This window comes from Azorhizobium caulinodans ORS 571 (genome assembly GCF_000010525.1).
GTDB lineage: Bacteria > Pseudomonadota > Alphaproteobacteria > Rhizobiales > Xanthobacteraceae > Azorhizobium > Azorhizobium caulinodans.
In genome coordinates this window covers 3,257,496-3,282,803 of record NC_009937.1, presented here as the reverse complement: position 1 = coordinate 3,282,803, position 25,308 = coordinate 3,257,496, and the positions used below count along the sequence as shown (strand labels likewise).

The window sequence follows — 25,308 nt, the reverse complement described above, 5'->3', positions numbered from 1 at the left end:
CTCAGCCGGCGAGCTGGCCGTAGAGCCAGGGGCAGTCCACCACGGCGGGCGCGCGGATGCCGTTGGCGGCAGCGTCGAGGCGCATCTGGCGCAGCCGGGCGCGGGGCTCTTCCGGCAGATAGAGCCGCTCATGACCCCAGAAGCTCGGCCCGGCGAAGGTCTCGTGCGGCTCCCAGGTGGCCGGGTCGATCTGCCGCCCGCCCCAGCCGTTCTCCACGAAGAAGCCGGAGGGCGAATGGGCATAGAAGGAGGTCATGTAATCATTGGTGTGCCGCCCGAGCGTATAGGCGACGCGCCCCTCCTGAAGCTGGGCGAGATCATAGCCCTGGCCCACGTCGTCCAGATTGCAGAACTCCACCATGAAGTGATGGAAGCCGATCTGCCCCGAGCCCACCATGGCGAAGCTGTGATGGCGGTTGTTCACATGGAAGAAATACAGCGGATAGGGCGTCAGCCCGTAATCCGTGACATGGAAGCCCAACACGTCGCGATAGAAGGGCAGCAGGGCCTCGATGCGGATCGCGTGCAGCACCGCATGGCCCATGCCGAGCGCGCCAGTGCGGAAGCCCGAGATGGGGCGGCCGGGCACGAAGGGCTCGCTCGCACGCATGGGATTGAAGAACAGCTCCACGCTGTTGCCGTCCGGGTCCTCGAAGGTGATCAGTTCTTCAACAAAGCGCTGGTCGGCCAGTGCGCGGCTGCCGCGCCGCACGGCGCATCCGGCGGCCTCCACACGCGCGCCGAAATGGTCGAGGTCGGACTTATCCGCCACTTCCCAGCCCATGGCGGCGAGCACCGGGCCGGGCTCGTCGACGACGAACAGGCGCTGACGCTGGTCGTCCATGCGGAAGGTGCGGGCGGCCTTGCTGACATCCATGGCCTGCATGGCGAGGAGGCCGGAGGCGAAATCGTGCCAGTCGCTCATCTTGTCCGAGCGGATGCCGATATAGCCGAGCGCGATGATGCCCATGGCGGTGTCCTTCCTGCTGGTGGCGGGGAGCGGGTCCGGAAAAAGGCTCGGGATGCGGCGTCCAGACCGCGCGTCCTGATTAAGCGGAACCGGCGGGCCTGTCGCCCGCCGGTCGCTTGGGGTCCGCTGGGCGGACACGGCTCAGAGCGGAGGCAGGCCCGAGGCCTTGAGCGGGGCTTCCACCCGCTCATCCCGTGACGCCCCCCGGCGCTCCGGCACGAGGAAGCTGCTCCACAGGCTGAGGGCCGCGCACAGAGCGATGTAAAGGGCGGGCGCGGAGGGCATCTGCGTGCGCTCGATCAGCATGGTGGCGGCGAGCGGCGCGAAGCCGGAGAGAATGGTGACGCTGATGTTGTAGGATAGAGCGATGCCGGTGAAGCGCACCTTGGTCGGGAACAGGGTGGCGAGGATGCTCGGCCAGATGCCGCTGGCAAGCGAGAAGACCAGCGAGAGCAGCGCGAGCACGAGCACGATGCTGGCTCCCCGGTTGGCCATCAGCGCGAACAGCGGCACCACCGTGATCAGCATCAGCAGCGAGCCGGCCCGCAGGATGAGGCGCGCCGACGTGAAGTCGCCCGCCCATCCCGCGATCATCAGGCCGATGGAACTCACCACCAGCGCCACGGTCATGGCAAGGGCCACCTCAGGCGCGGGATAGCCGAGGGTCTTCACCAGGAAGGCCGGTACGAAGCCGTAGAGCATGCCGTTGAAGCCGGCGATGATCGCCGCGACACCGGCCGCCACCAGCAGCGCGCGGCCGTGGTTGCGCACCAGTTCGCCCAGCGGATGCTTGGCCGCCTTGCCGTGCAGGTTCACGAATTCCGGCGATTCTTCGAGCTTGCGGCGCAGGGCGAAGCTGACGAGGCCGATGACGCCGCCGAAAAGGAAGGCGATGCGCCAGCCATAGGAGGCGACATCCTGCGGCGGCAGCGCATACTGGATGCCCAGATTGACGAGGGTGGCGATCAGCACGCCCACGTTGACGCAGAAGATGATGAAGCCGCAGGCAAGGCCCGCCCGGCGCGGCGCGGCTTCCACGGCGTAGGTGACGGCACCCGGCAGTTCGCCGCCGAGGCAGACGCCCTGCACCAGACGGAAGGCGACCAGCAGCAGCGGGGCGGCGATGCCCCAGCGGTCGTAGCCCGGCAGCAGACCGATGGCGATGGTGGCCAGCGTGGTGAGGCCGAGCGAGGCGATGAACACCGGCCGCCGGCCGTAGCGATCGCCCAGCGTGCCCAGCAGTGCGCCGCCGAAGGGGCGGGCGAGAAAGCCCAGCGCGAGCACGGAGAAGGACAGGATCAGCGAGACATAGGGATCGTTGGCGGGAAAGAACTGCGCCGAGATGTACTGGACGAAGATGCCGTAGATGATGAAATCGTAGAATTCGAGCGATCCACCGAGGCTGGCGAGCAGGATGATGCGCCACTGTGCCCGGCTGAGATGCGCCGGTGCATGCCGTGCGCTGGTCTGCGAAATGCTGGTCATGTCCTTGAGCCCTCCGGCTGATCTTTTTGTTGGGGCGGAATACGCTTGTCCGGTCGGCGGGCAGGTTTGCCCATGCCACCGGAAGCAGAGACGGGAGCATTCCCTCGGAAGGTTGGCCCCCTTCGCTGGGAATGTCTTGATGGGGTATCGTGAATGCCTGTTCGGGCAGGCCGAAGACCTGCGCGCACCGGCCGTCCGTTTGGCGCAGGACGGAGGGTGCGGTCGGCGCCGGGCGTATGGGCGCCCGTTTCATCCTCCCACATGCTTCTTCTTGTCTTCGTCTAAGGCGACGGCTGCTTCCGGGCGTAGCGGAAAAACGGACCTGTCCGCCTGCCGGACGCCCCCGATGTGTCAGGGGCGGCGGGCGACCTGTCGTGGGGCCGGCAGGTTGCCCCGCTGGCGCAGGAACGCCCGCAGGACGAGGGCGAGGAGGCCGGCGAGGAGGACCACGCCAGCCAGCAGCTCGAAAGCGGCGGTGAAGCGGTCGGTATGCTGCTTGATGAAGCCCACCGCATAGGGACCGGCAAAGCCACCAAGATTGCCTACGGCATTGATGAGGGCGATGCCGGCGGCGGCCGCGGTTCCGCGCAGGAAGAGCGGGGGCACCGACCAGAAGGGGCCGAGCGCCGCATAGATGCCGACGGAGGCACAGGTGACCGCGCCGATGGCCAACAGGGGCGTCGGGACATGCACGCTCGCCAAAAGCCCAGCCGCGCCGAGGAAGGCCGCGCCCGCCACGTGCAGGATGCGCTCCCCCGAACGGTCGCTGTGGCGGCCCCAGGCCAGCATGGCGGCGGCGCTCAGGGCATAGGGCAGGACGAGCAGCAACCCCACCTGCTCGACGCTGTAGCCCATGTCACGGATGATCTGCGGCAGCCAGAGGCCGATGCCGTAGAGCCCGACCACCAGTCCGAAATAGACGAGCCCCAGCAGCAGCACCCGCCCATCCCGGAGCGCGGGCCACAAGGCGTGGCGGGTGGTGGCATCGCCCGCTGCGTTGTCCTTCGCCAGCCGGTCTGCGATCACCTGCTGTTCGCGCGCAGTCAGCCAGCGGGCGTCCGCCGGGCCGTCCGGCAGCAGCACCAGCACCACGAGGCCGAGCAGGACGGCGGGCAGTCCTTCGATGATGAACAGCCATTGCCAGCCGGCGAGGCCGCCAAAGCCGTGGCTCTGCATGATCAGGGCCGATAGCGGCGAGCCCACCGCGCTGGCGATAGGCACGGCCGCCATGAAGAGGGCGACATAGCGCGCCCGCATGGCGAGCGGAAACCAGGTGCCGAGATAAAGGATCATGCCCGGCAGGAAGCCGGCCTCCGCCGCGCCGAGGAGGAAGCGCAGGAGGAAGAAGGAGGTTGGGCCGGTCACGAAGGCGGTGGCGGCGGAGATGAGGCCCCAGGTGACCATGATGCGGCAGATCCAGAGCCGCGCGCCCACCTTTTCCAGCACGAGATTGGAGGGCACCTCGAACAGGAAATAGCCGATGAAGAAGATGCCGGCGCCCCAGCCATAGACCTGCGGCGAGAAGCCGAGGTCCGCATTCATGGTGAGGGCGGCAAAACCGACGTTCACCCGGTCGAGGAAGCTCACGAGATACAGGAGCATCATGAACGGGATGAGCCGCCGCGCCACCTTGGCGAAGGTCAGCTTCTCTTCCGCCGTCAATCCCGCTCCCGCATCCATGCTCGGCTCTGCGCTCCCGGCCCCGTCTGCCGTTCATGGCTGCGGGATGCCGGATCGTCAACGGGCAACGGTGCTGGGCCTCTAGAGAGCGATTCAAGAAAGAGAACACGTGATCCGACCAGATTGCGATGCAATCTGATCGGCGCGTGCTCTAGCGCCGGCCACGATGACCGATGCCAGGGCCTGCCAGTATCTGCGGCACCTGGAGTTCGCGCGGGTGAAGCGGACGCCTCTGGCGGATCACTTCACCCGCGGAAGGTCAGTCGGCTCCAACGAGGCCCTTCTCGCTCGCCACGCGGCGGGTGTGAAAGGGCGTGTCGCCGAAGGTCAGCTCGATGGCCGCCAGCCTGCGGAAGTGGTGCGCGCCGAGATATTCCATGGTCATGCCGATGCCGCCATGGAGCTGCACCGCCGTCTGTCCCACGAAACGGGCGGAGCGGTTGATCTGCGCCTTGGCGGCGGAGAGGGCGACGCGGCGCTCCTCCGCATCCTCGGCCTCCACCATCATGGCCGCATAGAGCGCCATGGAGCGGGCCTGCTCCAGCGCCACCAGCATGTCCACGGCCTTGTGCTGGAGCGCCTGGAAGGAGCCGATGGAGACGCCGAACTGCTTGCGGGTCTTCAGATACTCGATGGTCAGCTCGTGCAGCGCTTCCATGAGGCCCACGGCCTCGGCGCAGAGCGCGACGATGCCGCCGTCGATGATGCGCTCGATGATCGGCAGGGCGGCGTCCTGCGGGCCGAGCACGGCCTCCGTGGGCACGAACACGTCGGCGAGGACCACGTCGGCCGCGCGGCCGCCATCGTGCGTCGGGTAGGGCGCGAGGGTCACACCGGGGGCATCGGCTGGCACGAGGAAGAGCGTGATGCCCGCCTCATCCCGTCGCCCGCCCGCTGTGCGGGCGCTCACCACGAGGGTCTGCGCGGCATCCGCATTCAGCACCACGCTCTTGCGTCCGTCCAGCCGGTAGCCGCCTTCCACCGCACGGGCGGTGGTGGCCACATCGTTCAGGTCGTAGCGCGCCTGCGCCTCGCCATGGGCGAAGGCAAGGCGGACGGAGCCGTCGATGACGCCTGGCAGGAGCGCGTCCTTCTGCGCCTGCGAGCCGGCGAGGCGCAGGGCGCCGCCGCCGAGCACGATGCTGGCGAGATAGGGCTCCGGCGCCAGCGCGCGGCCGAGGGCTTCGGCCACCACCAGCAGCTCCACAGGGCCGCCGCCGAAGCCGCCGTCTTCCTCCGCGAAGGGCAGGCCGAGCAGGCCGAGCTCGGCCAGCTCGGCCCAGCGGTTCTCCAGGAAGCCCAGCGGCGCGCGGCGCGCGGCTTCCAGCTGTTCGAGGCCGGGATAGATGGTTGCCGCCCAGCGCTGCACCGTGTCCCGCAGCAGGGCCTGCTCGTCCGACAGGTCGAAATTCATGACAGTCTCTCCGCGCCGTCCGTCACAGGCCGAGGATCGCCTTGGCGATCACATTGTGCTGGATCTCGTTGGACCCGCCGTAGATGGACACCTTGCGCATGTTGAAATAGGTGGGTGCCGCCGTGTCCGCCCAGGCGAACAGACTCTCCATGTCGTTGTGCCCGGCCTCGTCGCGCTGCGCGGGCAGGCCGTTGGGACCGGCGAGTTCCAGCAGCAGCTCGGTGGTGGCCTGCTGAAGCTCCGAGCCCTTGATCTTGAGGATGGAGGAGGCCGGGTCGGGCTTCGTCGGGTCGCGGGTCGCCTGCGCGGCCACCACGCGCATTTGGGTGATTTCCAGCGCCTTCAGTTCGATTTCCACGCTCGCGAGGCGGCTGCGGAAATCGAGATCGTCCCACATGGTGCCGGCGCCCGCCGGCGTGGAGCGGGCGAGCCGCTTGATGCGCGCGATCCGCTCCTTCGACATGCCGATGCGGGCGATGCCGGTGCGCTCGTTGGCGAGCAGGAACTTGGCATAGTCCCAGCCCTTGTTCTCCTCGCCCACGAGGTTCTCGACCGGCACCTTCACGTTGTCGAGGAAGACTTCGTTGACCTCGTGCCGCCCGTCGATGGTGATGATGGGGCGCACAGTCACGCCGGGGGTCTTCATGTCGATGAGCAGGAAGGAGATGCCCGCCTGCTTCTTGGCGTCCGGATTGGTGCGGGCGAGGCAGAACATCCAGTCGGCATACTGGCCGAGCGTGGTCCAGGTCTTCTGGCCGTCCACGATGTAATGGTCGCCCTCGCGCACCGCGCGGGTCTTGAGCGAGGCGAGGTCCGAGCCGGCGCCGGGCTCGGAGAAGCCCTGGCACCACCAGTCCTCCAGGCTCTTGATGCGCGGCAGGAAGCGCTGCTTCTGCGCCTCGTTGCCGAAGGTGGCGATGACCGGGCCCACCATGAAGCAGTTGAACTGGAGCGGCAGCGGCACGGCCGCCTGCATCAGCTCTTCCATGAAGATGTAGCGCTGCACGGCGCTCCACGACTGGCCGCCGTGCTCCACCGGCCAGTGGGGAACGGCCCAGCCCTTGTCGTTGAGGATGCGCTGGGAGGTGACGTAATCCTCCCGCGCCAGCTTGCGGCCTTCCGAAACCTTGGCGCGGATTTCCGCCGGAATCTCGGTGCGGAAGAAGGTGCGCACCTCCTCGCGGAAGGCGATCTCTTCGGGGGTGAAGCGCAGGTCCATGGATTAGGCGTCCGGGTTGATTTCGATGAGGCCGGCTGCGCCCATGCCGCCGGCGATGCACATGGTGACGACCGCGTAGCGCACGCCCCGGCGCCGGCCTTCCAGCACCGCATGGCCGACGAGCCGGGCGCCGCTCATGCCGAAGGGATGGCCGACGGAAATGGCGCCGCCGTTCACGTTCACGATCTCGGGGTCGAGGCCGAGCGTGTCCCGGCAGTAAAGGGACTGGGACGCAAAGGCCTCGTTCAGCTCCCACAGGCCGATGTCGGAGACCTTCAGGCCCTGCCGTTCCAGCAGACGCGGCACGGCGAACACCGGGCCGATGCCCATCTCGTCCGGCTCGCAGCCGGCGGTGGCATAGCCGCGGAAGATGCCCAATACGGGCGCATTCTGCCGCGCGGCCTCGGTGGAGGACATGAGAACGGTGGCCGAGGCGCCGTCCGAGAGCTGGCTCGCATTGCCGGCGGTGACATACCAGTCGTCGCCGCGCACCGGCTTCAGCTTGGCGAGGCCCTCCAGCGTCGTGTCCGCGCGGTTGCCTTCATCCTTGGCGAGGGTCACGCTCTCGCGGCGCGTCTCGCCGCTCGCCTTGTCGGTGATTTCCTTCTCGACCGTCATGGGGACGATCTCGTCATCGAACAGGCCGCCAGCCTGCGCACGGGCGGTGCGCTGCTGGCTGGCAAGGGCGAACTGGTCCTGCGCCTCGCGCGAGACGCCGTAGCGGCGGGCCACCGTGTCGCCGGTCTCGATCATGGTGACGTAGATGTCCGGCCTGTTGGCCATCAGCCAGTCGTTGCGGAACAGCTCGCGATTGACGGGTTGCACCAGCGAGATGCTTTCCACGCCGCCGGCGACCGCCACCGGCACGCCATCCATGACGATGCGCCGGGCCGCGCCCGCAATGGCCTCAAGGCCGGAGGCACAGAAGCGGCTCACGGTGGCGCCGGAGGCGGTAACCGGTATGCCCGCGATCAGCGAGGCATGGCGGGCGACGTTTCCGCCCGTGGCGCCTTCGGGATAACCGCAGCCGAGAACCACCTCTTCCACGCTGGCCGGGTCCACCTTGCCCTTTGCAAGCGCGTGGCGGATGGCGTGGGCGGCCATGTCTGCGCCCTTGGTGATGTTGAACGCGCCGCGCTGCGCCTTGCCGATGGGCGTGCGGGCGGTGGAGACGATGACGGCATCGACCATCTGGGGTGTATCCTCCGGTATCTTATGGGTGGCCCGCCGCCGGGGCGGGCGCCTGCGCGGCCACTTCCTCGATCAGCACCTTGGGCAGCAGCTTGCCGACCGGGCTGCGGGGCAGGGCCTCGCGGAATTCGAGCGAGCGCGGCATCTCGTGGCGGCCGAGGCGCTCGGCGAGGAAAGCGTGCAGGTCTTCCAGCGTGAAGGCGGGCGCGCCCGGCTTCAGCACCACATAGGCCCGCGCCGACTGGCCGCGATAGGCATCGGGCACGCCGATGACGATCACCTCATGGACCGAAGGGTGCTCGTAAATCGCGTTCTCGATGGCCGCCGGATAGACGTTGAAACCGGACGAGATGATCATGTTCTTGCGCCGGTCGACGATCTCGAACAGGCCGCTGTCGTCCATGCGGCCCATGTCGCCGGTGAGGAACCAGCCGTCGTGGAAGGCGGCGGCCGTGCCCGCTTCGTCGCCGAGATAGCCGGCGAAGACATTCGGCCCGCGAATCGCGATCTCGCCCACTTCGCCGGGCGGCAGGGCGCGGCCCGGATCGTCCATGGCCACGATGCGCATGGCGAGGCCCGGAAGCGGCACGCCGATGAGGCCGGGCCGGCGCGTCACGCGGAAGGGCACGCGGGAGCCGGCAGGGCCGGTCTCGGTCATGCCCCAGCCGTTGTTGAGCTGGTTGCCCACAATGGCCTCGATCCTGGCCTGCACCTCGAAGGGGAGGGGCGCACCGCCGCTGACGCAGGATTTCAGCGACGAGAAGTCCACGCTCTCGACGCCCGGACGGTTCAGCAGCGCCACCCACATGGTGGGCACGCCGGAGAATTGCGTGGCACGCAGTTCGCTCACGTCGCGGATCAGCGTCTCCACATCGAAGCGCTGGCGCAGCAGGATTTCGTTACCGTCGCGGATGTGGCGCAGGAGCACCGTGGTGAGCGCGTAGATGTGGAACAGCGGCAGGACGGCGACCACTTTCTCCGTGCCGGCCACCAGCGGGCGCCCGCCATCGCGCCACAGCCGATACATGCTGACCGCCGAGGTGAGGTTGCCGTGGCTGAGCATGGCGGCCTTCGGCAGGCCCGTGGTGCCTCCGGTGAACTGGAGCACCGCAATGTCGCCGGGCTGCGGCAGCGGCGCGGTGAGCGGCGCGTCGCTGAACAGAGCGGCGAGCGGCCGCACGCCGGCTTCGTCCGGCACGGGCAGGGGGGCGACATCGCCCGCACCCCAGCGGGCATCCTCGCCCACCAGCACCTCATCCAGCAGGCCTTCCGCCAGCGCGTCCAGCGCACCCGGCAGGAAGCCGGGCAGATTGGTGGTGATGAGCCGCCGCGCGCCGGTGGCCTTCAGCTTGTGATGGATTTCCCGCCGGGCATCGAGGGCGCTGATGTGCACCACCCGCGCGCCGAGCCGGGTGATGGCGAAGAAGCAGATGGGATGCCACGGCGTGTTCGGCAGCAGCAGAGCGACGGCATCGCCTGCCGCCACGCCGGCAGCGCTGAGGCCGCTCGCGAGGCGATCCACCTCACGGGCGAGCTGGAGATAAGCCAGTTTCGCGCCGCGAAAATCGAAAGCCGGTGCCTCTCCCTTGGCTGCCACGCCGGCGGCGAGGAGATGGGGCAGGGTGGTGATTTCCAGCGGCGTATCCCAGTCGCACACATCCGGGAAGTGCTGCTGCCACAGGGGGCGGGCGGGAGCGGACATCAGGCGGCGTCCTTGTCCGCGAAGGAGCCACCCTGCGCCAGCCGCCGCAGCAAAGCGGCAGGCTTCAGGCTGTCGTCGCCCGTCTCGGCGGCGAGGGCGTCCAGCGCCTCGACGATCCTGGCGAGACCGACACCTTCCGCCCAGTGCATGGGGCCGCCGGTGAAGTTGGGCCAGTTGTAGCCGTTCACCCACACCACATCGACATCGCTGGAGCGCGAGGCGATGCCTTCCTCCAGGATCTTCGCGCCCTCATTCACCATCGGGTACATGAGGCGGGCGATGATCTCCTCACGGGAGAAGCTGCGGCGGGTGATTCCCCGCTCATCGGAGAGGCGGGTGATGAGCGCCTCCGTATCCGGATCGCGCTCGCCCTTGCGGGCGCCTTCGGGATAGCGATAGAAGCCGCGCCCGGTCTTCTGGCCGAAGAAGCCCTGCTCGGCCAGCGCGTCCGCCACCGGTGCCTTCGCGCCCGTGGCCTTGCGCGCCCGCCAGCCGATGTCGAGGCCGGCCAGATCGCTCATGGCGAAGGGGCCCATGCGGAAGCCGAAATCGGTCACCGCATCGTCCACCTCATGCGGCATGGCGCCGGCGAGCAGCAGCCGCTCGGCGGCCTGGGTACGCTTTGCGAGCATCCGGTTGCCCACGAAGCCGTAGCAGACGCCCACCACCACCGGCAGCTTGCCGATCTTGCGGGCGAGGTCGAGGCTGGTGACGAGCACATCCGGCGCCGTCTTGGCGCCGCGCACGATCTCCAGCAGGCGCATCACGTTGGCGGGGCTGAAGAAGTGAAGGCCCACCACGTCCTGCGGACGCTTGGTCGTCTCGGCGATGGCATTGACGTCGAGATAGGAGGTGTTGGTGGCGAGGATGGCACCGGGCTTGGCGAGGCGGTCCAGCGCGCCGAAGATTTCGGCCTTCACGCCCATGTCCTCGAAGGCCGCCTCCACCACGATGTCGGCCTCGGCTGCGGCCTCAAGGCCCACACGGCCGGTGATGAAGCCGAGGTGCCGCTCCATCTTCTCGGAGGTGAGCGAGCCGCGCTTCACGGAGGTCTCGTAATTGGAGCGGATGCGGGCGAGGCCGGCGCTGAGCGCCTCTTCCTTCACCTCGATGAGGGTTACGGGAATGCCCGCCTGCGCGAAGCACATGGCGATGCCGCCGCCCATGGTGCCGGCGCCGATGACGGCGGCGCTGGCGACGGGACGCGCCTTCACCTCCTTGCCGATGCCCGGCACGCGCGCGGCCTCGCGCTCGGCGAAGAAGAGGTGGCGCAAGGCCTTGGAGGTCGGGTCCTTCACGAGTTCGAGGAAGGCGGCGCGCTCTGCGGCGAGGCCTTCCGCAAGGCCCTTCTCGAGGCCAACCCGAACGGCATGCGCGAGCGCCGCCACATTGGGCATCCGGGGCGATTTGCGAATCGCGTCGCTGGCCGCCGTCTCGAACGCGGCGCGGTCCTCGGCGCTGAACTTGCTCTCGGCCGCGCCGGAGCGGGGCCAGGTGCCGGCTTCCGCCAGCCGGAGCGCCTGGGTGGCGGCGGTAGCGACCAGATCGCCATCGGCGATGTCGTCCACGAGGCCCATGGCGCGGGCCTTTTCGGCGGACACGGGCTCACCACCCGCCATCATGGCGAAGGCGGGGGCGGCGCCAACGAGACGCGGCAGGCGCTGCGTTCCGCCAGCACCGGGAATGATGCCGAGCTTGATCTCCGGAAGGCCGAGCCTGGCGGCCGGCGCGGCGACGCGGGCATGGCAGGCGAGGGCGAGCTCCAGTCCGCCGCCGAGGGCGAGACCGTTGATGGCCGCGACCACCGGCTTCGCGCTGCCTTCCACGGCGGAGAGAACGTCGGGGAGGGACGGCGGCACGGGCGGCTTGCCGAATTCGGAAATGTCCGCACCGGCCACGAAGACCTTGCCCTCGGCGGCGATGACGATGGCCCGCACGTCCGCATTGGCGAGGGCCGCGGTGAGGCCGGAGAGCAGGCCGGCCCGCACCGCCGCGCCGAGCGCGTTCACGGGCGGATTGGCAATGGTCAGGGTGGCAACGCCGGCGGCGGAGATCTCGGTGCGAACGGGGTCCATGCGTCCTCCCATATTCTGCATTGCAGAACTATCGTCTGCATATTCCGCTCGTTGATGGAGCGTGCCGGATCGGCTGTCAAGGTCGGCTGGTGTGCTGAGAGGTTCCTGATTACCAAATCCGGCTATATGTTCTGCAATACGGAATTCATGTCTGCGGAAATTGACAATCCCGCGTTCCGCATGCGATGCAGTTCTTGCCCCTGAGATCCGTCGCGGAAGGGGCCATACACGCGGACCCAACCGCGTATGGGAGGCAACGCGGCACGACGCTTTCGGTCATCTCGCAGGTAGGGCGCCTGATCCGGCGCCGCCTTTTTCCCGGGAAGACCGCGGGTGTCCGGAACGCTAACGGGAGGAAGTCACATGGTCCGATCCGCCATCGTATCGGCGACGCTGGCGCTTGCCCTTGGGGTAGGTGTGCCGGTGGCTCAGGCGCAGGAGAAGGTCGTCACGATCGGCGCCCACATGCCGCTCACCGGTTCGCTGGCGCGCTCCGGCCAGGCCTTCAACGAAGGCATGCAGGTGGCGATCCGCATGTGCAACGCCAACTCGCCGAAGGTGCAGTTCAAGGTGGATGTGATCGACGACGAGAGCACGCCCGCCAAGGCGGTCTCCGCGGTCGAGAAGCTCTCCGCCTCCGGTTCGGTGGCGATCATCGGCGGCTACGGCTCGAACATCGTCGGCCCGGCTTCCGACGCCGCCGACAAGCTCGGCAAGGTCTACATCACCGCCGGCGCAGTCTCGGATGAGCTTACCCAGCGCGGCCTCAAGACCTTCTTCCGCATCAACAACAATGCCGGCTACCAGCGCGGCATCGCCAATCTGCTGATCGATCTGAAGCCGCAGGCGGTCTCCATCATCGCCTCTACCAAGGAGGCGCCCGCCCTGCTTGCCGAGGGGCTGGAGAAGGACCTCGCCGCCAAGGGCATCAAGGTCACGGTTCACAAATTTGATCCGGCGATCACCGATTTCAAGCCGATCATCAACAAGATCAAGCTTCAGGATAAGTCCGACATCATCATGATGTCGGCCTATGAGAACGACTATGTGGGCATCATCCGCGCCGCCAAGGTGCTGAAGCCGCAGGTGAAGCTCATCGTGGGCGCGTGGTCGCTGGCCACCCCCAAGATGTACACCGAATTCCCCGATCTCATGAACAACGTGGTCGGCACCTCCTTCCTGCCCTATCCGGTGGAAGTGAAGAGCCCCGAGGGCCAGAAGTTCGCGGCGACCTACAAGGAGATGTTCAACAAGGACATCGAGTATCTCGCCTCCCTGAGCTTCGTCGAGACCACGCTGCTATGCGAGGCGATCCAGCGCGCCGCCACCGCCGGCACGCTGGACAAGGGCGGCCTCGTGGACGAGATGCGCAAGACCGACCGCGAGACGCTGCTGGGCCGCCTCCAGTTCGACCAGACGGGCGACAATCCGAACTTCGCGCTCTCCATGGGCCAGCACCGCGACGGCAAGATCGTACTGGTGTCGCCGAAGTCCGCCGCCACCGCCGAGATCGCCTATCCGGCCCTTCCCTGGTGACACGGAGAGCCCGCGTGCCTCAGGCGCGCGGGCCCGTCCTTCCGTCCCGCGTTCCCGTTCAGCCTCCCCCTGAGGTGACATGACCGAACTCATCCTGCAGGCGCTGTTCTCCGGCGTGCTCATCGGCAGCGTCTATGCGCTTGTGGCGCTCGGCCTCGCGCTCGCCTTCGGCGCCATGCGCATCATCAATCTGGCCCATGGCGAGCTGGTGCTGCTCGCGGCCTACATGGCCTATGTGGTGGAGCAGCGGCTGGGGCTCGAGCCCTACATGGCCATCCCCCTGGCGCTGGTGGTCGTCTCCGCCGTCAGCATCGTCCTGTTCATGCTGGTCAACATGATCAAGGATCATCGCGAGCTCAACTCGCTGATCCTCACCTTCGCCGTCGGCATCATCCTGACCAATGCGATCCTGCTGGTGTTCGCCAGCGACATGCGCACCACCACCTCGGTCTTCCTTCAGGATGCCATTTCCTTCGGCGACGTCTTCGCCATGAAGGGCGAGCTCGTCGCCTTCGGGCTCTCCATCGTCCTGATGGGCTTCCTGTGGTGGTGGCTGAAGGCGAGCTGGTACGGCCGGGCAGTGCGCGCCGTGTCGTCCAATCGCGGCGCCGCCAAGCTCATGGGCATCAATCCTACCCGCATCGAGACGGTGGCCTTCCTGGTGGCCGGCGCTCTGGCGAGCGTCGCGGGTGTCGCGCTCTACACCATGAGCGTGGTGCAGCCGGCGGTGGGGCACGCGCTCACCGTGAAGGCCTTCATCATCACAGTGCTGGCGGGTGTGGGCTCCATCCCGGGTGTTCTGCTCGGCGCCGTGCTGCTCGGCGTCACGGAGGCGCTCACCGTCACCTTCGCCAGCTCCGCCCTTCAGGAACTCGCCGGCATGGTGCTGTTCCTGCTGGTCCTCTTCCTCATGCCGAACGGCCTGTTCGGCGCCAGCGCCCGCCGCGGCTGAGAGGCGAGCCATGTCACAGACGTCCTCTCCCATACTCTCCGGCCGCAGCCTTGCCCTCGGGGCCGGCCTCGTGGTCGTCGCCCTGCTGCCGCTGGCGGCGGGCGCCAGCCCCTACATGCTGGGGCTGCTCATCTCCGCCCTCATCCTCGCCGGTCTCGCCCTCTCCTGGGCGCTGCTCGGCAATCTCGGCGGCATGGTCTCGTTCGGCCATGCAGCCTTCTTCGGGGTCGGCTCCTATGCCTCGGCGCTGCTGGCGGCGCGGCTCGGCGTGCCGGTGCTGCTGGCGATCCCGCTGGCCGGCCTTATCGCAACCATTTCCTCGCTCGCCATGCTGCCGGCGCTGCGGCTCTCGGGGCCCTATTTCGCCCTCGCCATCCTCGCCTATGCGCAGATCTTCCGCATTCTCGCCACCGAGGCCACCTGGCTGACCGGTGGCGCCGCGGGCCTCCAGCGCTATCCCGGCCTGCCCACGCTGTTCGGCTTCAATCTCGCCGAGCGCCACGGCAGCTACGTTCTGGTGCTGGCGATGGTGGTCATCTGCGCCATCATCTACGTGGCCATCCGCCGGAGCCATGTGGGCATCGCGCTCCGGGCCATCGCGGAGAGCGAGGATGCGACCCGGGTCGTGGGCGTGAACAGCACCCTGCTCAAGACCTGGATGCTGATGCTCTCGGCCTTCATCGCCGGCATGTTCGGCGCGCTGAACGCGCACATCATCGGCTTCCTGGAACCGGATTATGCCTTCTCCGGCATCTGGAGCGTGATGCCGATCATCGCGGCGGTGTTCGGCGGCTATCGCACGGTGCTCGGGCCGGTGCTCGGCGCCATCGTGATCTACATGTTCGATCAGGTCGTGGCCAAGAGCCTCATCCCCGTCGGCCACCAGATCCTGCTCGGCATCCTCCTCGCCATCATGGTGCTGGTGGCGCCGAACGGCCTTGCCGGTCTTCTGTCCCGTTTCTTCTCCCGCAGCGGAGGCAAGCATCATGCTCGCGCTTGAGGGCGTCTCCGTCCGCTTCGGCGGCCTGCTCGCGCTGTCCAACATCAGCTTCTCGGTCGAGAAGGGCGAGATTCTCGGCCTTGTCGGCCCCAATGGCGCCGGCAAGACGACGCTGTTCAACTCCATTTCGGGCCTTGTGCGGGCGCGCGGGCGCATCAGCGTCGGCGGGCAGGATATCACCGGCCTGCCGCTGCACCGGCGGGCCAAAGCGGGCATCGGGCGCACCTTCCAGATCCCGCAGCCCATGCACCATCTCACCGTGCGCGAGAACCTCACGGTGGCGCAGGTGTTCGGCGCCGGCCGCAATGATCCCGCGCGCATCAACGAGATTCTCGAGGTGATGCAGCTCTCCCACAAGGCGGATGCCGATGCGGCATCGGCCCTGGCGCTTCAGGAGCTGAAGCGGCTGGAGATCGCCAAGGCGCTGGCCACCGAGCCCCGCCTGCTGCTGCTGGACGAGGTGCTGGCGGGGCTGGAGAGCAACGCCAAGCGCAGCTTCATGCTGAAGCTGAAGGAGCTGCACGCGCTGTTCGGCCTCACCATCGTGATCGTCGAGCATGACATCGAGACCATCTCGAACCTGTGCACCCGTGCGGTGGTGCTGAACTTCGGCCAGCTCATTGCCGACGGCACGCCGGCCGAGGTGTTCAACAATCCGGCGGTGGTGGAAAGCTATACGGGGGCGGCCCATGCTTGAGACGCGCAACCTCTCCGCCGGCTATGGCGCCATTACCGTGCTGTGGGACGTGAACCTGAAGTTCCGCGCCGGCGCGCTCACCTCCATCGTGGGGCCGAACGGCGCCGGCAAGACCACGCTCCTGCGGGCGCTGACGGGCCTCGTGCCGCACACGGGCGAGATCCTGCTCGATGGCGCCCCCCTGAAGGGCAAGACCTGGGATCTGGCGGCGCAGGGCCTCGTCATGGTGCCGGAAGGCCGCCTCGTCTTCCGCGACATGACGGTGGAGGAAAACCTCTTTCTCGGCGCCTATCCGGCCCGCTGCCGGGGCGACCTGTCGGCCAATCTTGAGCGCATGTACAGCTTCTTCCCGCGCCTCAAGGAGCGGCGGGCGCAGCTCGCCGGCTCGCTTTCGGGCGGCGAGGCGCAGATGGTGGCCATGGGGCGCGGGCTCATGGCCAAGCCCCGCATCCTGCTCATCGACGAGCCGTCCCTGGGTCTCGCGCCGGTGATCGTCAACGAGGTGTTCGAGATCATCCGCCGCCTCAAGGAAGAGGGCACGACCATCGTGCTCATCGAGCAGAACACCCGCATCGCTCTGTCGGTGGCGGACGATGTGCACCTCATCCGCTCCGGCAAGGTGGTGATGTCCGAACCGGCGGCCGGCATCGATCTCGACCGGCTGCACGATCTCTATTTCGCCCGCGAAGGCGCGGCAGCATGAGCACGCGCCGCCCGCTGCCCCCGGCGCTGGAGGGCCGCCTGCGGCTTCCGGTCATTGCCTCGCCCATGTTCATCGTGTCGGGGCCGGAGCTTGTCATTGCCGAGTGCCTGTCGGGCGTCGTCGGCTCCTTCCCGGCGCTCAATGCCCGTGCGCCCGACACGCTGGACGGCTGGCTCACCACCATCAAGACGCGCCTTGCGGAGGCGCAGGCGGCCGATCCTGGCCGGCGCATCGCCCCCTTCGCGGTGAACCAGATCGTCCACGCTTCCAATGACCGTCTGGAGCGGGACATGGAGACCTGCGTCGCCCATGAAGTGCCGCTCATCATCACCTCCCTGCGGCCGCCGGGTGATGTGGTGCGGCAGGCCCATTCCTATGGCGGGCTGGTCTTTCACGACGTGATCAGCGTGCGCCATGCGGAGAAGGCGCTGGAGGCGGGCGTGGATGGACTGATTCTCGTCTGCGCCGGCGCGGGCGGTCATGCGGGCACGCTCAGCCCCTTCGCGCTTCTGGGCGAGGTGCGCCGCTTCTATGACGGGCCGATCGCCCTGTCCGGCTCCATCACCACGGGCGACGCGATCCTCGCGGCGCAGGCCATGGGGGCCGACTTCGCTTACATGGGCACGCGCTTCATCGCCACGGCGGAGGCCAATGCGGCCGCCCGCTACAAGGAGATGATCACCGAGAGCGCGGCGGCGGACATTCTCTACACGCCTTACTTCACCGGCGTTCCGGGCAATTATCTCAAGCCCTCCATCGTGGCCTCGGGCCTCGATCCGGATGCGCTGCCCCATGCGGACAAGTCGTCCATGAACTTCGGCTCCGGCCGGGTGAAGGCGTGGAAGGATGTGTGGGGCGCGGGGCAGGGAGTCGGCACCATTGGCGACGTGCCCCCGGTGGCGCAGGTGGTGGACCGTCTCGCGCACGAATATGCCACGGCGCGCGAGCGCCTCGCGGCCACCGCGGCCCGCTTTGCCGGAGGAGAAGCCTGATGACCGAGAGCCTGCTCCTCAGCGATCCCCAGCCGGGCGTGCGCCTTCTCACCATCAATCGGCCGCAGCGGCGCAATGCGCTGGACCGGGCGACCTATGGCGCGCTGGGTGAGGCCATCGCGGCGGCCGATGCGGATGAGGCGGTGCGCGCCATCGTGCTCACCGGCGCGGAAGGCTGCTTCACCGCCGGCAATGATCTCTCCGATTTTCAGGACACCAGCGACACCGGGCCCAGCGCGGGCCTGACCTTCCTTCAGGCGCTGACCGCCTGCGGCACGCCGCTGCTGGCGGCCGTCGAAGGTTTTGCGGTGGGCATCGGCACGACGATGCTGCTCCATTGCGATCTCGCCTATGCGGGGGCGGGCGCCACCTTCCGCCTGCCGTTCGCCGCGCTCGGCCTCTGCCCGGAAGGCGCCTCCAGCTACCTGCTGCCCCGCATCGCCGGCACCAAGATGGCGGCCGAGTTGCTGATGCTGGGCGAGGCCTTCGGCCCGGATGTCGCCTGCGACGCGGGCCTCATCAATGCGGTGACGGCGAAGGACGGCGCCCTGGCACTGGCGCTGGAGAAGGCCGGTGCGCTAGCGGCCCTGCCGCCGGAATCCGTGCTCGCCACCAAGCGTCTCCTGCGCGCCCATACGCGCGATGCGGTGTCCGCCGCCCTTGCGCTGGAGGCGGAGAGCTTCCATGCCCTGCGGCGGGGGCCTGCGGCACAGGCCGCCTTTGCCCGTTTCTTCAAGAAGCGGGACGGCGCATCCTGAGCGCTCCTGATCCGCACCGCCGACCGGAAACCATGATGACCCAGCCCGAAGCCCAGACGAGCGACCTCGACGAAGGCGATGCCAAGGAAGACCGGCACTTCGTCACCGCCCTCGCGCGCGGGCTGGAGGTTCTGGCGTGCTTCAAGCGGGGCGAGACCTTTCTGGCCAATCACGAGATTGCCGACCGTTGCAAGCTGCCCCGGTCCACGGTCTCGCGCCTGACCTACACCCTCACCAAGCTCGGCTATCTGCATTTCGTCGAGGAGGTGGGCAAGTATCGGCTGGGCACCCAGCTCGTGGCGCTCAGCACCGTGGCCCTGGGCGGCCTGGACGTGCGCCAGCTCGCCCGCCCCGCCATGCGCGATCTTGCCAATTTCTCCGGTGCCTCGGTCGGCCTCGCGGTTCGCGACCGCCTGAGCATGCGCTATGTAGAAAGCCAGCGGGGGCCCGCCGCCATCTCGCTGAACATCGATGTGGGCGTGCGCATGTCCATGGTGCGCTCCTCCATCGGCCGCGCCTATATCGCTGCCCTCACCGAGGCGGAGCGAGCGCCCTTGTTCGAGGAACTGCGGATGCTCGATCCGCTCGCCTGGCCCAAGGTGAAGGCCAATCTCGAAAAGGCCATCGAGGATCAGGCGACCATCGGCTGCTGCTGCTCCTTCGGCGAGTGGCAGGAGAATGTGAGCGCGATCGCCCTGGGCTTTCGGCCCGGCGGCGGCATGCCGCCCATGGCCATCAATTGCGGTGCTCCCACCGTCATCACCAGCCCAGAATTCCTCATGGAGGAGGTGCGTCCGCGCCTCATCGAGATGGTGCGTCGGCTGGATGGCGTGATGGGCGCCTGACCCCGAGGACAGACGAATGACCGACGCCCCTTCCGATCTGCCGCTGGCCGGCGTGCGCGTGCTGGACCTCTCCCGCATCCTCGCCGGTCCCTGGTGCGCCATGGTGCTGGGCGACCTCGGCGCGGATGTGGTGAAGGTGGAGCATCCCGAGCGGGGCGACGATACGCGCGACTGGGGCCTGCGCACCGGGCGCACCACCACCTCCTATTTCGATGCGGTGAACCGCAACAAGCGCTCCGTCAGCATCGACCTTGCGACACCCGAGGGACTGGCGCAGGTGAAGGCGATGGCCCGCGACGCCGACATCGTGGTGCAGAATTTCAAGACCGGCGGGGCGGACAAGCTCGGGCTCGGATACGAGGCGCTGGCGGCGGAGAACCCCCGTCTCATCTATTGCTCCATTTCCGGCTACGGCAGCGAGGGGCCGGAGGCGAGCCGCCCCGGCTATGACCTTCTGGTCCAGGGCGAGGCGGGTCTCATGGCGCTGAACGGCGAGGCCGAGCGCCCGCCGCTGAAGTTCGGCCTCGCGGCGGTGGACCTCTTCACCGGCCAGTATGCGGCGCAGGCCCTGCTGGCCGCGCTCTACAAGCGCGAGCGCACCGGCAAGGGCAGCCGGGTGGAGCTGGCGCTGTTCGACAGCGGGCTGGCGCTCACCTCCTATTATGGCCTTGAAGCGCTGGTGCAGGGCATCGATCCGCCGCGCTACGGCAATGCCCATCCCTCCATCGTGCCCTACGGCGTCTTCGACGCGCAGGATGGGGCGCTGGTCATCACGGTGGGCAACAACGCCCAGTTCCAGCGCTTCTGCACGAGCGTGATCGGGCGGCCCGACCTCGCCGCCGATCCCCGTTTCGCCACCAATCTGGAGCGCTCCCGCAACCGAGCCGACCTGCTGCCGGAGCTGCGGGCGGAACTCGCCCGCCGCACCCGCGCCGAACTGCTGGCGAGCCTGCGGGCCGCCGGCATCCCGGCCGGCGAGGTGCTGGGTCTGCACGAGGCGCTGACCTCCGGCCGGGCACAGCGTGCGGGCATGGTGGTGCGGAGCGAGGAGGGAGCCGGGGCGCCCCGCTATATTCTGGCGCCGCCCTATCGCTTCGACGGCGCCCGTCTGCCCGTCCGCGCCCTGCCGCCGGAACTGGAAGCGACCAACGCCGGGTGATGGCGCGGTCTCGAACCGCCGCCCGAACCGACGGGGAAGGAGGCGAAAGCTCTCCTCCGCCGGCCGTGCATCTTCGGCTATCCTCATGTGTGCCGCCGGGCAGAAGAGCCCTGGCGGCATGGAGGACCGGATGCCTTTCCTCGTCTCACTCCCCGCGGCAGACATCGCTCTCGGCATCGACGGCGTGACGCGCATCCGATGGGTGGGCGAGACCGATTCGCGGGTTTCCGGCCTCGCTCGGGCGCGGCTGCGATGATGGCGGGTCCCTTCACATCTTCCGAGATTGCGGAGCTGCGGGCGCAAACGCCCGCGACCGGCCATCGCATCCATCTCAACCATGCCAGCACCAGCCTGATGCCGCGGGCGGTCACTGGCGTGATGACGGACTTCATCGCGCTGGAGCAGGCCGTGGGCACCCACGCGGCCATGGAGGCGCACGCGCGAGACATTGAGGGCGTGCGCCATGCTGTGGCGGCGCTGCTCAACTGCCCGCCGCGCAACATCGCGTTTGTGGAGACCGCCAGCCGGGGATGGGCGCTGGCGCTCGGCGCTTGCGTCTCCTCGGGCCTGCGGCGCATCGCGCTCGCCCGCAGCGACTGGGGCGCGAACATCCTCAATGCCAGCGCCATGGCGACGGGGACCGCGCTGGAGGTGTCGCTCGTGCCCATAGGCCCGCTCGGGCAATCGAGCCCGGCGGCGCTGGTGCAGGCGGGCGCTGGAGGCGCCGTCGCCTTCTCCCTCGTGCCCACGTCCAGCGGTGTCGCTGCTGACGTTGAGACGATCGCGGAAGAGGCGCGCCGGCGCGAGGCGCTGGTGATGATCGATGCTGCGCAGGCGGTGGGGCAGATACCCGTGGACGTTTCGGCGCTCGGCGCGGACGTGCTGGTCTTTCCCGCCCGCAAATGGCTGCGCGGGCCGAAGGGCGCCGCCGTCCTGTTCGTGTCCGACCGCATCCTCGCGCAGGCGGGGCCCCCGCTCCGCGATCTCGGCGGCGGGACGTGGAGTGGCGCGGACGATTTCCTGTGGCGGGACGATGCGCGCCGCTTCGAGAGCTTCGAATTCAATCCCGCCGTGCGTCTGGGGCTCGGGGCTGCGGCCCGTCTCGCACGCGAGGTCGGCCCGGGGCGGATCGCCGCCCGTATACGCGCATTGGTCGATCTGGCCTGTACGCGTCTGGCCGCCCTCGGCGCGCCGCTACCGATGGAGGCGGGCGATCCCGCCGCGACGGGCATCATGACCTGGGCCGACCGGCGCAGGGATGTCGGCGCGCTCGTGGAGGCTCTGCGCCAGCGGGGCATCTTTGCCGCCGGCATCGGCGAGAGCCAGGCGCGCCTTGCTCTGGAGGCGCGCGGCGGCCCGATCATTCGGGCCTCGGTGCATTACTTCAATACGGAGGACGAGATCGAGGCTTTCGCGACGGGCTTCGCCGCCCTCTGGCACATCTGAGGTTCCAGAGGGTGGCGAACGGGTCAGAACCGGTAGGTGGCCCCCAGGATGGGCCCCTGCATCTGCACGTTGTACAGGAAGTCGCCGGCCCGATAGTCCACGGACAGGTAGCGGTAGCCCGCCCGAAGGGCGAGCTGCTCGCTCCACTGGTAGTTGACCGTGCCGATCATCTGCCAGGTGAGCGTCGAGCCGACGTCGAAGCCGCCGACGTCGCCCACCACCGTGAGGCTCCAGGGTCCGCCGAGCCGGGCGATGATGCGGCCGACCACCAGGGGATCGACCCAGGCTTCGTTTTCGCTATAGCCGATGCCCGGCAGGACCGGCGACGCGTTGACGTTCACGCGGTTGTCGAGGTTCCAGTAGCGCAGGCCCGCGCCCACATCGAAATCGACCGCAGGTCCGTCATAGACGCGGTAGAGGGCATTGGCCTGCAACGTGAGGCTGCGCGAGCGCAGTTCCACGCCGGTGCGATACGGGCCGGGCAGGTTTCCATCGGGCGAGACCTGCGAGAACATCACGTCGCCGAGGAAGCTCCAGCGCCCGGTGCGCATCTCGGCAGCGGCCATGAGGCCGCCGTCGAAATTCTTCAGGATGTCGCCGAAGCTCAGATTGACCTCCGCCGGCGGCAGGGGTGGCAGCGTCCCCGTCGTGCCGTGCAAGGCGCTCGCCCACAGATAGCCCGTGGCATAGAAGACCGGCGTGTCTGCGGTGGCCACGGGCGCGACGGGCAGGCTCTGGGGCGCCGCCGGCGTGAGATCCGCCGCGGCGGCCGGGAAGGCCGCTGCGATCGTCAGGACAAGGGCGATGGGGGAGGCGGACGAGAGAAGGCGGGCCATCAATCGTCTTCCATCCCGAGGCCATAGAGGGCGCCGGTGGGCGTCGAGAGGGGGGCGGAGAGCGCCGCCTTCAGGGCTGCCGCATAGAAGAGCGGGGGCGCCATGGTGCGGGCAAGGTCGACCACGTGCGCCTGCAGGGCCGCGACCTTCTCGGGATGCTGGGCGGCGACGTCCGTGGTCTCGGAGGGGTCCTTCGCGAGATCGTAGAGCTCGACCTTCGGCGGCAGCAGAGCGTGCCAGTAGAGCTTCCAGTTGCCCTCGCGCACCGCGCCCTGTGTCGGCTCCACATTGTAGACGACGCCGTCGCGCGGCGAGGTGCGCGCGCTGGACAGGGCCGACCACACGTCCACGCCGTCCAGCGGCTTGGAGCGGTCGAGGTTCGCGCCGGCCAGCCGGGCGAGGGTCGGCATCATGTCAACCACGTGCATGACGCCATCCGCCGCGCCGGGCGTGATGCGGCCCGGCCAGTTGGCCAGCGCCGCAACACGCGTGCCACCCTCGTAGAGCGTGCCCTTGCCGTCGCGATAAGGCGCGTTGCTGGCCGGCAGTTCGCCATGGAAGGCGCCTTCGCCCACGAACATCTTGGAGCGCGTGCCGCCATTGTCGCTGTGGAACACGATGAGCGTGTTCTCGCGCATGCCGCGCTGCTCCAGCGCCGCCACCACCTTGCCGATCTGGTCGTCCATGGCGGAAATCATCGCCGCATAGAGGCGCCGCGCCGGATCGGTGATGTTCGGGTAGCGGTCCACGTAGGCCTGTGGTGCCTGGAAGGGCGTGTGGGGCGCGGTGAACGCGAGGTAGAGGAACAGCGGCGTCTTGGGATCGTGCGCCCCGATCAGCCGCGCCGCGTCGGTGCCGAACAGCTCGGTGTCGTAGCCCTCCTCGACCACCTGCTTGTTGTCGCGATACCAGTCCACGACGCCATGGGCTTCGTGCTTGTAATGGTCGATCTCGCCCACCAGCGGCCCGTAGAAATAATCGAAGCCGCGCTGGCGGGGCCAGAAGTCCTGCTTGGCATGGCCGAGGTGCCACTTGCCGATCAGCGCCGTGCTGTAGCCCACGCTCTTCAGCGCCTGCGGCAGCAGGAATTCGTCGGTGGCGAGGCCATAGCTCGCCCCCGAGGGAATCACGCCGGTCTGGAGGCCGTAGCGCAGCGGGTAGCGGCCGGTCATGAGGGCCGCACGCGTCGGTGTGCACATGGGCTGAGTGTAGAACTGGCCGAGCGTCGCGCCGGTGGCGGCAAGCTTGTCGAGGTTCGGCGTCTTGATGTCCGACCCGTGGAAGCCGACGTCGGCGAAGCCCAAATCATCCGCCAGGATGTAGAGGATGTGCGGGCGCGGCGCGGCCTGCGCGCGTGCCGGGCTGGCGAGGGCCGATAGGCCCGCCACGGCGGCCATGAAACCGGCCGTCCCGGCCAGCACGTCGCGCCGGCTGGGGCCGGCCTCGGTCTCGTTGCGGTGCGTATCCGTCATTTCGTTTCCTGCTTGGGACCACGCCGGACACAGCGGAAGCCGATGTGTCCCGAGGCGGTGTCAATGGTCTGGGGGGAGCGCGCAGCGGGGCGGTAGCGCTGGCAATAGTTCGGCGCGCACAGATGCGAGCCGCCCTTGAGCACCTTGCGTGGCAACGCGGCGCCCAGGATGTCGGCATGGCGGCTGCCGGCCTCGGAGCCGCCACGCGGGTTGTGCGGTACGCAGCAGGGCCGCGCCGCCGGTGGATCGTGCCGGGGCTGGTACCAGTCGTCGGTCCATTCCCAGACGTTGCCGATCATGTCGTGGAGGCCGAAGCCGTTGGCGGGGAAGGCATCCACGGGTGAGGTGCCGGCAAAGCCGTCCTCGGCGAGGTTCTCGACCGGGAAGGCGCCCTGCCACGTGTTGGCCCGGTGGATGCCGCCGGGCACCAGTTCGTTGCCCCAGGCGAAAGGCGCGCGGTCGAGCCCGCCGCGCGCGGCATATTCCCACTCGGCCTCGGTGGGCAGCGCCTTGTGACACCAGCGGGCATAGGCCTGCGCATCGGCGAAGGCCACGTGCACCACCGGGTGATCCTCGAGCCCTTCGAGGCTGCTGCCGGGACCTTTGGGATGGCGCCAGTCGGCGCCTTCGACGAAGCGCCACCACTGGTCCCACGCGGCCGGGCCGGGCTGGGCCTCGGGCGGAGAGAAGACGAGCGATCCCGCCACGAGCAGGTGGGGATCGAGGAGCGGATAATCGGCGGGGGAGGGCACCTGCTCGGCCACCGTGACATGGCCGGTGTCTTCCACAAAGCGGGCAAAGTCGCGGTTGGTGACCGGAAAACGGTCGATCCAGAAGCCGTCCACCCTCACCGGGTGGACGGGAGCTTCCTCGGGATAATGGTCGTCCGAACCCATGTGAAACGTGGCACCCGCGAGCCAGACCATTGACGCGTCCACGAGCCCGTCCGGGCTCAAAGCCGCGCCATGCCGCGCGTCCTGCACCTCGCCCGCCATACCGTTCCCCCGGAATGTCGGCAGTCGCTCCGGGCGCCGGAGGGGCCGACCGCGTTCGCACGGAACGCCTTCGCAAGATGATCAGGCGCCGGAGCGGATAGCCCTGATGCCACCGCGAACCGCCGCCCGGATGTGTTGGGCACGTCTCCCGTCTGGACCACTGTCGCCGGCCGGACCTGCC

The 25,308-nt window shown here is 68.5% G+C and carries 21 protein-coding genes; 10 read left to right on the top strand and 11 right to left on the bottom strand.

What is annotated here, in order from left to right:
- Position 1: 1 nt before the first annotated feature.
- The 8 genes from AZC_RS14895 to AZC_RS14860 all read right to left on the bottom strand — a co-directional run bounded on the left by AZC_RS14895 (position 2) and on the right by AZC_RS14860 (position 11,736).
- The gene (locus AZC_RS14895) at positions 2-970 is read right to left on the bottom strand and encodes a VOC family protein (RefSeq protein ID WP_012171404.1); all 969 of its coding nucleotides are present in this window, start codon (positions 968-970) and stop codon (positions 2-4) included.
- Between the two features lie 141 nt (positions 971-1,111).
- A complete protein-coding gene (locus tag AZC_RS14890) occupies positions 1,112-2,455 on the bottom strand; it encodes an MFS transporter (RefSeq protein WP_012171403.1) in 1,344 nt (447 codons plus the stop codon).
- A 351-nt stretch (positions 2,456-2,806) separates the two neighbouring features.
- Complete coding sequence (locus AZC_RS14885; protein WP_012171402.1) at positions 2,807-4,135, bottom strand: MFS transporter; 1,329 nt, start codon at positions 4,133-4,135, stop codon at positions 2,807-2,809.
- A gap of 259 nt (positions 4,136-4,394) precedes the next feature.
- Positions 4,395-5,549: an acyl-CoA dehydrogenase family protein gene (locus AZC_RS14880; protein ID WP_012171401.1), complete on the bottom strand. Its 1,155-nt coding sequence runs from the start codon at positions 5,547-5,549 to the stop codon at positions 4,395-4,397.
- A 22-nt stretch (positions 5,550-5,571) separates the two neighbouring features.
- Positions 5,572-6,768: an acyl-CoA dehydrogenase family protein gene (locus tag AZC_RS14875; protein WP_012171400.1), complete on the bottom strand. Its 1,197-nt coding sequence runs from the start codon at positions 6,766-6,768 to the stop codon at positions 5,572-5,574.
- Positions 6,769-6,771: 3 nt separating this feature from the next.
- Positions 6,772-7,959 (bottom strand): acetyl-CoA C-acyltransferase, encoded by a 1,188-nt coding sequence (locus tag AZC_RS14870; protein ID WP_012171399.1) that lies wholly within the window; start codon positions 7,957-7,959, stop codon positions 6,772-6,774.
- A gap of 22 nt (positions 7,960-7,981) precedes the next feature.
- Positions 7,982-9,661 carry an AMP-binding protein gene (locus AZC_RS14865; protein WP_012171398.1) on the bottom strand — a complete coding sequence of 560 codons (1,680 nt, stop codon included), beginning with the start codon at positions 9,659-9,661 and terminating at the stop codon, positions 7,982-7,984.
- Complete coding sequence (locus AZC_RS14860; RefSeq protein WP_012171397.1) at positions 9,661-11,736, bottom strand: 3-hydroxyacyl-CoA dehydrogenase NAD-binding domain-containing protein; 2,076 nt, start codon at positions 11,734-11,736, stop codon at positions 9,661-9,663. The genes AZC_RS14865 and AZC_RS14860 overlap by 1 nt, the downstream gene beginning before the upstream one ends.
- A gap of 363 nt (positions 11,737-12,099) precedes the next feature.
- Between AZC_RS14860 and AZC_RS14855 the strand changes: the two genes are divergently transcribed.
- From AZC_RS14855 to AZC_RS14810, 10 genes are all read left to right on the top strand, one after another.
- Complete coding sequence (locus tag AZC_RS14855; protein ID WP_012171396.1) at positions 12,100-13,272, top strand: ABC transporter substrate-binding protein; 1,173 nt, start codon at positions 12,100-12,102, stop codon at positions 13,270-13,272.
- Between the two features lie 79 nt (positions 13,273-13,351).
- Positions 13,352-14,224 carry a branched-chain amino acid ABC transporter permease gene (locus AZC_RS14850; protein ID WP_012171395.1) on the top strand — a complete coding sequence of 291 codons (873 nt, stop codon included), beginning with the start codon at positions 13,352-13,354 and terminating at the stop codon, positions 14,222-14,224.
- A gap of 10 nt (positions 14,225-14,234) precedes the next feature.
- The gene (locus AZC_RS14845; protein WP_012171394.1) at positions 14,235-15,224 is read left to right on the top strand and encodes a branched-chain amino acid ABC transporter permease; all 990 of its coding nucleotides are present in this window, start codon (positions 14,235-14,237) and stop codon (positions 15,222-15,224) included.
- Positions 15,211-15,921, top strand: coding sequence for an ABC transporter ATP-binding protein (locus AZC_RS14840; RefSeq protein ID WP_012171393.1), 711 nt, complete (start codon positions 15,211-15,213; stop codon positions 15,919-15,921). The genes AZC_RS14845 and AZC_RS14840 overlap by 14 nt, the downstream gene beginning before the upstream one ends.
- Positions 15,914-16,624 carry an ABC transporter ATP-binding protein gene (locus AZC_RS14835; RefSeq protein ID WP_012171392.1) on the top strand — a complete coding sequence of 237 codons (711 nt, stop codon included), beginning with the start codon at positions 15,914-15,916 and terminating at the stop codon, positions 16,622-16,624. The genes AZC_RS14840 and AZC_RS14835 overlap by 8 nt, the downstream gene beginning before the upstream one ends.
- The gene (locus AZC_RS14830; protein WP_012171391.1) at positions 16,621-17,616 is read left to right on the top strand and encodes an NAD(P)H-dependent flavin oxidoreductase; all 996 of its coding nucleotides are present in this window, start codon (positions 16,621-16,623) and stop codon (positions 17,614-17,616) included. The genes AZC_RS14835 and AZC_RS14830 overlap by 4 nt, the downstream gene beginning before the upstream one ends.
- The gene (locus tag AZC_RS14825) at positions 17,616-18,374 is read left to right on the top strand and encodes an enoyl-CoA hydratase-related protein (protein WP_012171390.1); all 759 of its coding nucleotides are present in this window, start codon (positions 17,616-17,618) and stop codon (positions 18,372-18,374) included. Before AZC_RS14830 ends, AZC_RS14825 begins: the two co-directional genes overlap by 1 nt.
- Before the next feature lie 35 nt (positions 18,375-18,409).
- Positions 18,410-19,219, top strand: coding sequence for an IclR family transcriptional regulator (locus tag AZC_RS14820; RefSeq protein ID WP_043879418.1), 810 nt, complete (start codon positions 18,410-18,412; stop codon positions 19,217-19,219).
- A 16-nt stretch (positions 19,220-19,235) separates the two neighbouring features.
- On the top strand, positions 19,236-20,378 hold the full coding sequence (locus AZC_RS14815; RefSeq protein ID WP_012171388.1) for a CaiB/BaiF CoA transferase family protein: 1,143 nt from the start codon (positions 19,236-19,238) through the stop codon (positions 20,376-20,378).
- Between the two features lie 255 nt (positions 20,379-20,633).
- A complete protein-coding gene (locus tag AZC_RS14810; RefSeq protein WP_043879417.1) occupies positions 20,634-21,824 on the top strand; it encodes an aminotransferase class V-fold PLP-dependent enzyme in 1,191 nt (396 codons plus the stop codon).
- Positions 21,825-21,847: 23 nt separating this feature from the next.
- Here the strand turns inward: AZC_RS14810 and AZC_RS14805 are convergent, their stop codons facing one another.
- From AZC_RS14805 to AZC_RS14795, 3 genes are read right to left on the bottom strand one after another with little or no spacing between them, the layout of a single operon-like run.
- Entirely contained in the window at positions 21,848-22,660 is an 813-nt protein-coding gene (locus AZC_RS14805; protein WP_197531777.1) for a hypothetical protein, read from the bottom strand.
- Positions 22,660-24,132, bottom strand: coding sequence for an arylsulfatase B (locus AZC_RS14800; RefSeq protein ID WP_012171385.1), 1,473 nt, complete (start codon positions 24,130-24,132; stop codon positions 22,660-22,662). The genes AZC_RS14805 and AZC_RS14800 overlap by 1 nt, the downstream gene beginning before the upstream one ends.
- Positions 24,129-25,058: a formylglycine-generating enzyme family protein gene (locus AZC_RS14795; protein ID WP_043880356.1), complete on the bottom strand. Its 930-nt coding sequence runs from the start codon at positions 25,056-25,058 to the stop codon at positions 24,129-24,131. The genes AZC_RS14800 and AZC_RS14795 overlap by 4 nt, the downstream gene beginning before the upstream one ends.
- Between the last annotated feature and the right edge of the window lie 250 nt (positions 25,059-25,308).